General features: G+C 66.2%; 13 protein-coding genes. 4 read left to right on the forward strand and 9 right to left on the reverse strand.

All coding sequences use genetic code 11. The features are described 5' to 3' along the window. Both VFH65_RS25635 and VFH65_RS25640 read left to right on the forward strand, forming a co-directional pair. A partial coding sequence (locus VFH65_RS25635) for a trehalose-phosphatase (RefSeq protein WP_414688508.1) occupies positions 1–230 on the forward strand: 230 nt, incomplete at its 5' end. Then, positions 217–1,158, forward strand: coding sequence for a phosphotransferase (locus VFH65_RS25640; RefSeq protein ID WP_353325404.1), 942 nt, complete (start codon positions 217–219; stop codon positions 1,156–1,158). The genes VFH65_RS25635 and VFH65_RS25640, both read left to right, overlap by 14 nt. Here the strand turns inward: VFH65_RS25640 and VFH65_RS25645 are convergent. From VFH65_RS25645 to VFH65_RS25660, 4 genes are read right to left on the reverse strand one after another with little or no spacing between them, the layout of a single operon-like run. Then, positions 1,155–2,255 (reverse strand): LacI family DNA-binding transcriptional regulator, encoded by a 1,101-nt coding sequence (locus tag VFH65_RS25645; protein ID WP_353325406.1) that lies wholly within the window; start codon positions 2,253–2,255, stop codon positions 1,155–1,157. The two genes, VFH65_RS25640 and VFH65_RS25645, sit on opposite strands and share 4 nt — an antisense overlap. Positions 2,256–2,300: 45 nt before the next feature. After that, the gene (locus tag VFH65_RS25650) at positions 2,301–3,167 is read right to left on the reverse strand and encodes a metal ABC transporter permease (protein ID WP_353325407.1); all 867 of its coding nucleotides are present in this window, start codon (positions 3,165–3,167) and stop codon (positions 2,301–2,303) included. Beyond that, a complete protein-coding gene (locus tag VFH65_RS25655) occupies positions 3,167–3,952 on the reverse strand; it encodes a metal ABC transporter ATP-binding protein (RefSeq protein WP_353325409.1) in 786 nt (261 codons plus the stop codon). Before VFH65_RS25655 ends, VFH65_RS25650 begins: the two co-directional genes overlap by 1 nt. Then, positions 3,939–4,958, reverse strand: coding sequence for a metal ABC transporter solute-binding protein, Zn/Mn family (locus VFH65_RS25660; protein ID WP_414688509.1), 1,020 nt, complete (start codon positions 4,956–4,958; stop codon positions 3,939–3,941). The genes VFH65_RS25655 and VFH65_RS25660 overlap by 14 nt, the downstream gene beginning before the upstream one ends. A gap of 47 nt (positions 4,959–5,005) precedes the next feature. On the opposite strand from VFH65_RS25660, the gene VFH65_RS25665 reads away from it, so the two are divergent. After that, positions 5,006–6,154 (forward strand): GTP-binding protein, encoded by a 1,149-nt coding sequence (locus tag VFH65_RS25665; protein ID WP_353325412.1) that lies wholly within the window; start codon positions 5,006–5,008, stop codon positions 6,152–6,154. 17 nt (positions 6,155–6,171) lie between these two features. Here the strand turns inward: VFH65_RS25665 and aztD are convergent, their stop codons facing one another. Genes aztD through aztB form a run of 3 tightly spaced genes read right to left on the reverse strand, consistent with a single transcriptional unit; the run spans position 6,172 to position 10,290 of the window. Continuing rightward, positions 6,172–7,347, reverse strand: coding sequence for a zinc metallochaperone AztD (gene aztD, locus VFH65_RS25670; RefSeq protein ID WP_353325414.1), 1,176 nt, complete (start codon positions 7,345–7,347; stop codon positions 6,172–6,174). Positions 7,348–7,378: 31 nt separating this feature from the next. Beyond that, positions 7,379–8,299 (reverse strand): zinc ABC transporter substrate-binding protein AztC, encoded by a 921-nt coding sequence (gene aztC / locus VFH65_RS25675; protein ID WP_353325416.1) that lies wholly within the window; start codon positions 8,297–8,299, stop codon positions 7,379–7,381. Next, positions 8,296–10,290, reverse strand: a complete 1,995-nt coding sequence (aztB, locus tag VFH65_RS25680; RefSeq protein WP_353325418.1) for a zinc ABC transporter permease AztB — start codon at positions 10,288–10,290, stop codon at positions 8,296–8,298. Before aztB ends, aztC begins: the two co-directional genes overlap by 4 nt. 19 nt (positions 10,291–10,309) lie before the next feature. Between aztB and aztA the strand changes: the two genes are divergently transcribed. Next, entirely contained in the window at positions 10,310–11,041 is a 732-nt protein-coding gene (gene aztA / locus VFH65_RS25685) for a zinc ABC transporter ATP-binding protein AztA (protein WP_353325420.1), read from the forward strand. On the opposite strand, the gene VFH65_RS25690 is transcribed toward aztA, so the two are convergent. Both VFH65_RS25690 and VFH65_RS25695 read right to left on the reverse strand, forming a co-directional pair. Then, a complete protein-coding gene (locus VFH65_RS25690; RefSeq protein ID WP_353325422.1) occupies positions 10,995–11,489 on the reverse strand; it encodes a hypothetical protein in 495 nt (164 codons plus the stop codon). The two genes, aztA and VFH65_RS25690, sit on opposite strands and share 47 nt — an antisense overlap. A gap of 57 nt (positions 11,490–11,546) precedes the next feature. Continuing rightward, the coding region (locus tag VFH65_RS25695) for a sulfurtransferase (protein WP_353325424.1) at positions 11,547–12,241 on the reverse strand (695 nt) is incomplete at its 5' end.

Genomic DNA, 12,241 nt, shown 5'->3' on the forward strand with positions numbered 1-12,241 from the left:
AGACCGACAAGGGGCAGGCCGTCGACATCCTGCGTGACCAGCACGCCGCGTCGGCGGTGGTGTTCCTCGGCGACGACGTCACCGACGAGAAGGCGTTCCGACGACTGCGCGAATCCGACGTCGGCGTCAAGGTTGGGCCCGGCGATACGCTGGCCCGCTACCGGATCGACTCCCCCGAGGACGTCGCCGCGGCACTGGAATTCCTGCTCGAGACCCGTGGTCAGCGCTGACGAGCTGGCGGCACGAACCGCACGTGCAGTGGCGTCGGCGACCGCCGCGGGTCGCGACCTCGGACTCGACGTCAGCGATGCGCGGGTGCTGTACGACGTCTTCTCCGTGATCGTGCATCTGGCGCCGTCGCCGGTCGTGGCGCGGGTGCCGACCGTCCTGCCGCCTTCCTACGCGAGCTCGCCCGAAACGCAGACGGCACAGCAGCGGGCGGAGCTCGCCGTCGCCGGATGGCTGGCCGACCGAGGCCATCCCGTGGTGCCGCCCAGCCCACTCGTCGCCCGCGAACCCGTTCGGCGGGACGGGTTTTCGATGACGTTCTGGCAGTTCGTCGAACAGGTCCCAGACTCCGAGCCGGACATGCGGACGCGCATCGAACAGACCGCTCAGCTGCACGCCGCGCTGCGGGACTACGACGGCGGCGGGCTCGGTTTCTGGGCGCCATTCGGTACGTACATCCCCGAGGGGCTGGCCGAGTTGAAGCGGATGCCCGATCTGGTCGCGGCCGCCGATCTCGAACGGGCGCAACGGGAATGGGCCGTTATTTCGCCAGTATTGATGTCTCGCAAGGCATTTGAATCAACCTTTCCGGGTGCGGACGTCCAACCTATCCACGGAGACGCGCCGTACCACAACATGATCGCCACACCCGAGGGCGAACTGTGGTCCGACTTCGAACTCGTCACGCTGGGTGCGGTCGAATCCGATCTGGCGATGGTCGGCCCAGAAGGCATCGCGATCTACGACGCGGCCGCCCTTGCACTGGGGCTGCGCCCGCTCGACGAGCGCGTGCTACGAGTCACGGAGGCGGCCGGCAGGCTCGCCATGATCGCTGCTCTGGCGATGGCGCCCGCGCTGCCGATGCTCGTCGAGGCCATCAATCCGATGGTCGACCTGTGGCGAGACACCCCGCCGGTGACCGAACTCTAGGCGGGCGGGCCCGACGTTCGTCCCCGCACCACCTCGGTGTCGAGAACGTCGATCACCGGCAGTCCGTCTCGTGGCGGGTTGTGCAGTAGCCTGCCGGCCCGCCGTCCTTTTTCCATGCTCGGTTGCACCACGGTGGTCAGGCCGCGTCGCAATGCCTCTGGCACACCGTCGAATCCGGTGACGGTCATCTGGCCGGGCACGTAAATGCCGCGCGCCCGTAGGTAATCCATCGCCGAAAGGGCGAGCACGTCGGCTGTGCACATCAGCGCGGTGATGCGCGGATTGGCATCCAGCGCCACCTCGGCGGCCGCCCCGCCCGAGGTCGGCAGGTGCTCGTAGCTTTCCACCACCGTCAGCGACTCCGGGTCCAGCCCAGCCGCCGTCATCGCATCGTAGACGCCGTGGATGCGCTCACGCTGGACATGAAAGTGAGGGGTCTGCACGCGCTCAGGATCAGCCACCGATGGCCGCGGTCCCCCATGCGGCCATTCGCGCCCCAGCCGCATGGTCAGCAGTCCGATCTCGCGATGGCCAAGTCCCACAACGTGTTCGGCGAGCTGTCGCATGCCGTCGCGGTCGTCGATGCAGATCCGGGAGGTGCCTGGCACGTCCTTGGGTTGGTCGACGACCACCACCGGCAGTTGGCGCTGCTGCACGACGCTCAGATACGGGTCGTCATCGGAGGCGGAGTACACCACAAACCCGTCGACACCCGCGGCCAGCACCGCCGCCGAACCATCGCTGACACTGCGGTTGGGCCCGATCGCCACCAGCAGCAGGCCCTGGCCGGCCTCCTCGCACGACTCCGCCAGCCCGGCAACGAAATCCAGCGCGGCCGGGTCGGAGAACGAGTAGTTGAGCGGTTCGGTGATCATCAGCCCGACGGCGCCGGCCTTGCGGGTGCGCAGCGACCTTGCAACTGGGTCCGGCCCTGGGTAGCCCAACCGCTTGGCGGTATCGAGCACGCGTTCGCGCAGATCCTTCGACAGCTGGTCGGGGCGGTTGTAGGCATTGGAAATCGTGGTTCGCGAGACCTTCAGCTCGGCCGCCAACGAAGCCAGGGTCGCCCGCCGCCGGGGCGCTGCACTCCTGGACATGCTCTGTGACGTTAGCCGATGCCCGGCGCCGCCCGCCCCACTTGGTCAGACCGCCGCGGGTCGGGCACTCGCGGAACGTGCCGCACGCGTCGTCGTCCACACCATCAGCCAGAAACCGCACGCGATGGTGACGATGACGAAGCTCGGCGGCAGGTTGAACATCGCCGAGAGGCCCAGGCCGGCCCACACCGACGCCAGCCCGATCACGGTCGAGATGGCCATCGCGGCCACGGGTTGCGCGGTCAGCATGATCGCGGTGGCGGCCGGGGTGACGACGAGCGCGAAGAGCAACAGCGTGCCGACCGCCTGCACGGCCATGGTCACCGCCACCCCGAGCAGCACCATGAACACGATCGACAGCGCCCGCACCGGCACGCCTTTGGCCTCTGCGACCTCGGCGTTGACCGACGTGAACAGCAGTGGTCGGTAGATGAATGCGATGCTGACCGCCAGCAGTGCCAACAGGGCCGCGAACGTAAGCAGCTGCTGGTGGGTGATCGCCAGCAGATTGCCGAACAACACGTTGGTCATGGTCGACGAGTTCCTGGTCGCCAACGAATTGAAGAACAGCCCGAGTCCGGTGGCCATCGCCAGCACGGTCCCGGTGGCCACTTCGCGGTCTGCGGCGCGCTTGCCAAGGGCGCCGATGACCAGCGCTCCGCCCACACAGAACACGCCGAGGCCCAGCACCGCAGGCACGCCGAGCAGGACGGCGCCGGTGGCGCCAGGCAGCCCGATATGTGCCAGAGCGTGCGCAGCGAAAGCGGTGTTGCGAACGACGATGAAGTAGCCGATCAGCCCTGCGGCCAGCGCGACGATGGTGCCGCCGATCAGCGCGTTGCGCATGAACGCCGAGGTGAGGATCTGCATCCAATTCTGTTGGTAGCCCAGCGCCATGATGCTCGCCGGCATCACATGCTCCTCATGTACAGCTCACCCTGCAGCGTGTGCGCCACCTGGACCTGCGTGCCATAGAGGTGGGTCAACAGATCCGCGTCGACCACTCTGTCGATGGCCGCGTGGTGCGCGTGTCCGTCGAGCAGATAAATCGCGCTGTTCAAAACGGCAAGCATCGGGTTGAGGTCGTGCGCAACGACGAGGATCGTCACGTCCAGCTCGGTGTTGAGCCTCGCGAGCAGCTTGACGATCTCTTGCTGGTTGCGCAGATCCAAGGACGCCAGCGGCTCGTCGAGGATGAGCATGCGGGGCTGCGCCACCAGTGCGCTCGCGATCGCGATGCGCTGGCGCTGCCCGCCGGATAACTGTGCGACCCGCATATCGGCGAACTCGGTGGCCTCCACCCACACCAGTGCCTCGTCGACGCGACGGCGGTCGGCGGCGGTGGCGCGGCCGAATCCCCATCGGCGCCCGTTGAGCCCCAGCAGAACCGCGTCGCGGGCGCGGATCGCTTCTCCGCCGCTGGCGACATAGTCCTGGGGGACATAGCCGATGGAGTCGTTGGCTTCACCAGGTGGCCTGCCGAAGACGCGGATTCTGCCCGACGCGACGGGAAGCACTCCCAGCACGGCCTGAAGCAATGTGGTCTTGCCTGATCCGTTGGATCCGATGACGGCGACGATGCAGCCTGCGGGAATCTCGAACGTTCCCTCCGACCAGATCAACCGTCCACCGCGGACGACGCTGACGTCGTCGAACGTCAACGCCGCCGCGTCGGGTGCCGGGTCAGGCAGGGACACCAAGTGCCTTGGCCAGGGCGTTGAGTTGGTCCACCTGCCAACCCTCGAACGTTTCCGTACCCGGCGGCACCGTTTCGGTCACATCGACCACCGGAACGCCGGCCTGATCCGCGGCGGCGCGAATCTGTTCGGGCACCGAGCCCTCCGTTTGGGTGTTGTAGATCAGCACGTCGACACCGCGGTCGCCGAGCAATCGCAGAAACGCATCCAAATCCGCTGGGGATGGGTCGGTTTCGTTCGCTGAGGCCAGTGCATAACCCTCGGGTGTACGGTTCGTCAGGCCGACGGCGGCGGCCATGTCGTCGAAGACGCTTTCGGTGGCAGCGTAGCTCTTACCGGAGGCGTGTGCCTTGATGGAGTCGATGGCCTCGTTGTACGGCTTGAGGGATTCGGTGAACGCGGCCCGACGCTGGTCGAAGTAACCGGCGGCGTCCGGCGCCAGCTTGCCGAATTCGGCGGTCACCGCGTCGGCGACGGCTGTTACCGCCGCGGGCTTGTACCACGCGTGTGGATTGGTGCCCGCTTCATCGCCGTGCTCTTCGCCCTCGTGACCCTCGTGGCCCTGCCCTTCGCCCTCGTGGCCTGCCTCGCCGCCCAGCTCGAGCGCGTCGATCACGGGGGCATTCGGGGCCGAGCTGGCCGCAAGCTTGGCGGCCCATTCGTCGTAGTGACCGCCGTTGATCACCACCAGCTGTGCGTCCTGGAACGCCGCAGCGTCCGACGGCGACGGTTCATAGTCATGCGGGTCGACCGCGGAGCTGGCCAGCACGGTTTTGACCGTCGCGCACTGACCGCCGAGCTCGGAGACGATGTCGCCCCACTGGTCGACGCTAACGACGACGTTGACCGGAGTGGTCGGGCATTCACCGGCGCCGGCGGTCGGCGCGGCCTGCTCGTCGCCTCCTGCGCAGGCGGCTAGGCCGAACGGAGCAGCCAGGAGCGCGCCGGCGGCCAGCACAGAGAGCCTCGAGATCGTCGTCATGACGATAACGATAACCGTTTGCATTACCCCACGCGCAAGCAGCCTTATTGAAAATGATTATCATTTAGCGCATGGCGTCTACTTCTCCCGAACTTCTGCCCGTCACCGTGCTCTCCGGCTTTCTCGGCGCCGGCAAGACCACGCTGCTCAACCACATCCTGGCCAACCGCGATGGCAGACGGGTCGCGGTCATCGTCAACGACATGAGCGAGGTGAATATCGACGCCGCACTGGTTGCGGGGCAGGGCCATCTCGACCGCACCGAGGAGAAGCTCGTCGAACTGACCAACGGCTGCATCTGTTGCACGCTGCGCGAGGACCTGATCGAGGCGGTCGCAGCCTTGGCGAAGCAGAATAGGTTTGACCAGTTGGTGATCGAGTCGACCGGTATCTCGGAACCGATGCCGGTGGCGGCAACATTCAGCTGGGAGTTCGAGAACGGCTTCAGCCTCGGTCAGGTGGCCCGACTGGACACCATGGTCACGGTCGTCGACGCGTCGACGTTTCTGACTGAGCTGGCCAAGGGCGAGGCGCTGGCCGACCGGAAGATGACCGCCGGTGAAGGTGACGCACGCAGCATCGCCGACCTGTTGGTGGATCAGGTCGAGTTCGCGGACGTGCTTCTCTTGAACAAGACCGATCTGGTAAGCCCTACTCAACTCGGTGCGGTTGAGGCGGTGGTGCGCCGACTGAATCCCTCCGCCAAGCTGATCCAGATCGACCACGGCATCGTGGATCTTTCACACGTGCTCGACACCGGTCTTTTCGATCCGATCGCGGCCAATGAGGCTCCCGGCTGGGACGAGGAGATCGCTTCCGGCCACACGCCGGAGACCGAGGAGTACGGCATCGGGTCGATGACCTTCCGAGCGGACCGACCGTTTCACCCGCAACGGCTCTCAGAAGCACTGGATCAGATGCGAGGATTGTTGCGCAGCAAGGGATTTTGCTGGATCGCTACCCGGCCCACGATCGCGGCGATCTGGTCGCAGGCCGGACCGAATCTAGTCATCGAGCCGGCCCAGTACTGGTCGGCCACCGAGCTGAAACCGAGCCAGGAGATCGTGTTCATCGGGGTGCGCCTGGACCGCGACAAGGTGACCCGGCTACTGGAATGGGCGCTGTTGACGGACGATGAGATGGCCCATGGCGAGCGCGGCTGGCTTGCGTATCCCGACCCACTGCCGGCGTGGGGCGTCACCCATAGTCACGGAGGGTGACGCCGCCACGCCGATGCTCAGTGCTCGTGCCCGACCGCGCCGCTGATCTCGTTGGGTGTCTGCTCAAGCGTGACGGACTTGCTCACTTGTCCTGCTTCAATATCGACCAAGTGCAGCTCCTTGCTCGCAGGCTCGGACACATAGACGTCGTGTCCGCGTGTAAACACCGCTGGGCGGGGCTGCTGCCAGTCTTCCGGCTCCGTCCACTTCTCAGTCACTGCAATGGTTTCCACTGTGACGCCGGTGTTCGGGTCGATGACGTAAAGGTTTCCGTCGGTGCCGAGGATCAACGCCTCGGCGTGCGGCCCGCGAGCCAACGACCGCCACGAGTAGCTCACCGAAGCGGGCAACCGCACGACCTTGAGTTGATTGGCGTCCGTGTCGATCAGGGTGAACTGCTCGGGGCGCTCCAACTCGGCGTCGGGATCCACCTTGAAGTCACCGAGTCCGACCGTGGACTCGGCGTGTGCCTTGATGGTGCCGACTCGGCCGTACTCGCCGGGACCGGTGATCTTGGTGAACCGGCCGTCGGCGAACGCCAGTACGCCGTTCTCACAACCGAACACGGCGGTCTCGCCGGCTACCACTGCTTCACCGTGAAGTCCGGGGCATTCGGCGCTGCGCGCGATCTCGCGCCCGTCCGCACTCAGTGCCACCGCCCCGCTGCGGGTGTCCTCATTCCCCTCGCTGCGCAGTTGCGTCCCGTCACTGAGCACGACGGCGACACCGTGATGGGGCTCCGGTGCTTTTGCGGTCTCGACTTGCGGTGCGCCATTGGCCAATTCATGCGGATCGAACACGGTGATCTCACCGCTACCGTCGGCGAAGAGCACCGTGCGCTCGCCGTGCGCGACGACATGACCGGGCTCATCGGCAGCGAATGTGGTGTCAGTCAGCTGAGCGCTGGCGGCGTCGAGAACCTGGAATCCCTCGTTTGTGGAGACGAGAACATGCTCGCTGTCGCCGGCAGGATTGACGCGAAGGAAGCCCTCCATCGGGATGTCGGCCTTGACCTCCAGGCTCTCCCCGTCGATAACCAGGAGGCCACCGTCGTACGTCGCGACCACCGGCTCGCCGACCTTGACCTCTCGAGATGAACTCTCGGCTGCCGGCTCGCCCCCGCCTCCGCACGCCGCCAACGTCAGCGCCGCAGCCAGCGCTCCAGACGCTGCGAAGTACCTCTTCGTATGCATGTATCTCCTAATCGATTGTCTTCCAATGGGTTCAGCGCGAGGTCAGACCGGTGACGACTGCCTCCGTGTTGGTTCGCATCATGTCGAGGTAGGTGGCGCCTGAAGTACCCGGCTCGCCGAGAGATTCGCTGTAGAGCGCCACCACGTCGACGTCGACCCCAGCTTCATCGGCGAGCACGCGTGCCAGCCGGTCCGGATGAGATGAGTCGACGAAGATGGCGGGAACACCCGATTCGCGGATCGCGCCTGCAAGCGAATCCAGATCAGATGAACTCGGCGACGCAAGCGTTGAACCGCTTGGCACGACGGCGCCGATCACAGTGAAGTCGTACCGCGCCGCCAAGTAACCGAGGACATGGTGGTTGGTCACCAGCTTGCGGCGCTCAATGGGGATGGCGGCGAAGCGTTCGGTCATCAGGTCCGACAGCTTTCGCAGTTCGGTTCGGTAGTTCTCGGCGTTCTCGCTGATCCGCTTGCCGTCGATGTCCGGGATGTGCTCGGTAACTGCGTCGACAATGACGTCCACTCCCGTGAGCATTCGCTGCGGATCCGTCCAGAAATGCGGGTCGGGGCGCCCCTCGCCCTCGCCAGAGGCGTACCTGATCGGATCCACACGTTCGCCAACCGGCAACGTCGGCACGCCGTTAGCAGCAGCGGAATCGATGTGGCGCTGCAGCGACTCCTCCAACCCCAGACCGTTGTAGACGAGCAGGTCTGCGGTGGTGATGGCGGCTGCCTCCTGCGCCGAAACCGCGAAGGAGTGTGGATCGGCGTTGGGCTTCATCAGCACGCGCACATCTGCGGTGTCGCCGACGATGTTGCGCACCACGTCGCCAAGGATGTTGGTGCTAACGACAATCCGGTGCTCGGCTGGCTGGTTGCCGCCGTTGCCGGTGCATCCCGCAACCAGTGTGATCAGCGCAAGAACAACTATGCGCAGTAGGTACTTCACCGGCCCGCCTTCACCATCAGGCCCGGCTGCACACCGGTGGTCAGGGTGCGAGCGATCCGCAGTGAGTCGCCGTAATCGATCTCATAGATCTCGCGCGTAGCGGCGTTATTGACGTACGCACGTTCGCTGTCAACTTCGATTACCGGGACGGGGCCGTCGTCGGGCACACCGCCGGAAAAGAGGTTCACCGAAGCGGTTTCAGCGCCCGTGACCGCGTCGACGGCGCGCAGCACACCGTCGCGGGTCAACACCAGAACCTCATTGGCATCGCCTGTGCTGACCGCGACGGCGCCGGCCGCCGGCACCGGGGACCAGGTTCGCCGACCACTGTCCAGCACCCACACTTCATTGCCGGCGATTGCAGCTAGCAGATCGTGTCGGTCGCGGTGCTGCAGCTGGCCGAGCGCCGCCGCGGGTCTGTTGGCGGGAAACGGGATCGGGGTTACGGCAGGCTCCGGCCCGCTCACATTCACCCGAATCGCACCGTTCCCGCAGCCGAAAATCACAGCCCGACGCGTCAAGGCGGCACCCGTCGCCGCCGGGCAGACACCGGTTAGGTGCCGCACCGAACCGTGTTCGTCGACGGTCTGCAGTTGGCCCGACTCGGTGACGACGAGCAACCCGTCTCGCTGCGGAACCGCCTGCGCTACATCGCGCAGATCACCAACGTCCATGGACGGCGATGCGATTGCATGCTCTCCAAGTCGCTCACGATCGAGCAGTTCGACCCGGCCGTCGCTGGTCAGTGTGGCGGCGATGGCTTGATCCGCAGCGACGAAATCCGAATTGCCTTCCACCGTGCCCGCGACGGCGGGCTCAGCGACGTAGTAGTGGTCGTGGTCGCCGTGATCGAACGTCCACGAGCCGGCGTCGACGACCGTCAGTCCGCCGCTGGTGTGCAGATAGCCGAATCTTCCATCGCCGCTGAGCTTTTCGACGGCGCCAAACCGGCCTACATTGGTCTCCTTTTCGTCGATCACGTCGAAGACCGATGTGTCGCCGGTGTCCGGGTCGACCAACACCAAACGCGTCACTGCCTCCGCCGATTCCTCCGCGCCGGCGGGTGGGGCCTCTTCGTCGACCGCAGGCGGGGTCGACGTGACCGCCTGCTCGCTTCCGCCACCGCATCCGGCAAGGGCCGCCGCGGCCGTCAGCAGCGCCGCAGCCTTGACGGCGTGGCGGCGCAGCGCGGAGGCGGCCAGAGAACAGAAGAAGATCGCAACAGCGACCGCGGCGATCGTCGCACCGCCTGCAGTCCCGGCGTGCCACGACACCACCAACCCAAGGCCCACCGCCACGCAGCCGATCACCGCGGCCGCCGTCATGATCTGAGGAATCGTGTTGGCCCACAGGACCGCTGCCGCCGGCGGCGCTATCAACAGCCCGAACACCAGCAGCGTTCCCACCACCCGGAAGGACGCCACGATGGCCACTGCTATGAGCACAGTCAGTGCCGCGGCGGCAATTTCTGGGCGCAACCCAAGCGTCGCCGCCTTGCGGATATCGAAGCTGGCCGCCACGAAAGCACGCCTTCCAACGGCCGCCGCCGCTGCCGTCAACACCAATGCGGTTGCAAGAAGCGCGATGTCGCTGGCCCGCACTGCAAGCACATCGCCGAAGAGGAACCCGGTGAGGTCGACGGCGTAGCTCTGCGAGTGCGACACGATGATCACACCTGCCGCCAGCATCCCCACCAGAAGCAGCCCGATACTGCTATCGGCAGACAACCGGGATGAGCCACTGATCGCCGACACTCCGTAGGCCATGGCCAGCGCCGCCACCATCGCGCCGATGAAGATATTGCCGCCCAGAACCGAGGCTGCCGCGACACCGGGGAGCACGCCGTGCGACATCGCGTCGCCGAGGAACGCCGCGCCGCGCAGCACCACCCAGGTGCCGACGATCGCGCAGAGGCACGCGACGACCAGCCCCGCGAGCAGCGCCCTTCGCACGATCTCGGACCCGAACGGTTCGCAAAGCAAGGCAAGCACGCCTAGACTCTAAACGTTAATGACAATCATTTTCAATTGGGTTCGGGCGGTGGTAGTGCGCAGCAGCATCAACTTGGAACAAGTCACGTTCGGCTACAACGGGTTCCGCGTCTTCACCGACCTGACGCTTGCACTTCCGGCGGCGGCTACGACGGCCGTGGTCGGCCCCAACGGCTGCGGAAAGTCGACGCTGCTCGAATTGATCGCCGGGGTGGCAGCACCCGAGGACGGCATCGTCGAGCTTGGTGGACGTGAGGTGGCGCTGGCGGTGCAGCGCAGTCAGGTGGGCGATGCGTTTCCGATCACCGTCGCTGAGGCGGTGGCAATGGGCCGGTGGCGCAGGCTCGGGTTGCTGCGCCGCGCCTCCCGTTCCGACCGCGACATCGTCGACTACTGGATCACAGAGCTCGGCCTCGAGGAGCTCCGGCACCGCAGGCTCGGAGACCTCTCGGGCGGGCAGCGCCAGCGCATCTTGTTGGCGCAGGTCTTCGCCCAGCAGGCGCCCGTCGTGCTGCTGGATGAACCAACGACCGCGCTCGACGCCGACGCGGCGGACCGCGTGGCGCGGCAGCTGCGCCGGCTGGCGGCGTCAGGCACGACGATCGTGGCCGCGACCCATGATTTCGGCTTCGCCGGCCGGTTCGACCATTGCGTGCTGCTCGGCGGCGGCCGCGTTGTCGCCGCGGGCCTGCCAGTCGACGTTCTTACCGAGCCAAACCTGGCTTCGGCTGTGTCCTCGCGCGAGCGCTGACCATCCAACAGGCGGCGGTGTAGCGGACCTCGTGTCCGTGTACATAGGGATCGAAGGCGGGACGGACAGTTTCGATGACCTGCGAGCGCGTCCGGTCGTCCACGCCTCCGAACACCAGACCGAGCGGACCCAGCCGGGTGAAGTAGCGGACCAAATCCTTCTCCGGCAGGGTGCAGTTGACGTCGAGGCCCCGGATGTCGATGTCGGCCCACCCGCTCTTGTCCAAGATGGCAGCGACCCGATTGCGGTCCGCGAAACCGAACTGTCCCGGCGAATCGGGCTGGCGGACAGGGATATTCGGCACCAGCGGTGCTGCTGCGCGCTCGGCGGTGGTCATGAACGGATTCTCTGCGGCGCTGCGCCACGCGATGAAGCGCAGCTCGGCGTCGTCCCGTGCAGCGTTGCGCAGGTTCGCGAAGGCCATCACAGGGTCGGTGAAGAACATCACGCCGAAACGCGAAAGGATGATGTCGAAGTCCGCGCGGTCGAACGGGTGGGCTTGAAGTCAAGAGCCGCGGGCGACGGGCCGCATTGGGTCAGAGCACCACTCCGACCACGAGCCCGGATACAACGCAGACTCCACGCCCGAGGCGACCAGCGCGGCTAGGGTGACGGCCGCGGTGACACCGGACCCGCAGTAGACGCCGATATCGGCGGTCGAGTCGACGCCGCGCTCCTCGAGCAACCGCACAACGTCGTCCGCGGGAAGGAACGTTCCGTCCGCGCTCAGCACGTCGGTGCTCGGCATATTTCTGGCGCCAGGGATATGGCCGGCGACAGGATCGATGGGCTCGACGTCACCGCGGTAGCGTTCTGGCGCCCGTGCGTCGAGCAGTGTTGAGACGGAGGCGACCTGTTCGGCCGTCAGCGTCGTTCGCGCCCCGCGATAGAGATCCTGGTGCATCACCGTCACATCGCCGGGTTCCGGTGTGACGCTTCCTGTTTCGAGGCCACCGGTCCACGCCGCAAGGCCACCGTCGAGGATACGCACATCTGGAATGCCTGCGGCACCAAGCACCCACCACGCTCGAGCCGAACCTGCCCGGTTCCAATCGTCATACACGACGACGGGCACCCCTCGACGGATGCCCCACCGGCGGGCGGCCGCCTCGAGCCCGCGGCCCGACGGCAGCGGATGGCGTCCGCGCCCGGTGACGGTGTGGTCGCTGAGCTCGTCTTCCAGCGACACGTATACCGCGC

Origin of the sequence: Mycobacterium sp. (genome assembly GCF_035697385.1) — a bacterium.
Classification (GTDB): Bacteria; Actinomycetota; Actinomycetes; order Mycobacteriales; family Mycobacteriaceae; genus Mycobacterium.

Bases quoted from the DNA above. Each gene is read 5' to 3' on its own strand.
- VFH65_RS25645 (WP_353325406.1), bottom strand. From the start codon at position 2,255: ATGTCCAGGAGTGCAGCGCCCCGGCGGCGGGCGACCCTGGCTTCGTTG.
- VFH65_RS25650 (WP_353325407.1), bottom strand. From the start codon at position 3,167: ATGCCGGCGAGCATCATGGCGCTGGGCTACCAACAGAATTGGATGCAG.
- VFH65_RS25660 (WP_414688509.1), bottom strand. From the start codon at position 4,958: ATGCAAACGGTTATCGTTATCGTCATGACGACGATCTCGAGGCTCTCT.
- VFH65_RS25665 (WP_353325412.1), top strand. From the start codon at position 5,006: ATGGCGTCTACTTCTCCCGAACTTCTGCCCGTCACCGTGCTCTCCGGC.
- aztD (WP_353325414.1), bottom strand. From the start codon at position 7,347: ATGCATACGAAGAGGTACTTCGCAGCGTCTGGAGCGCTGGCTGCGGCG.
- aztA (WP_353325420.1), top strand. From the start codon at position 10,310: ATGACAATCATTTTCAATTGGGTTCGGGCGGTGGTAGTGCGCAGCAGC.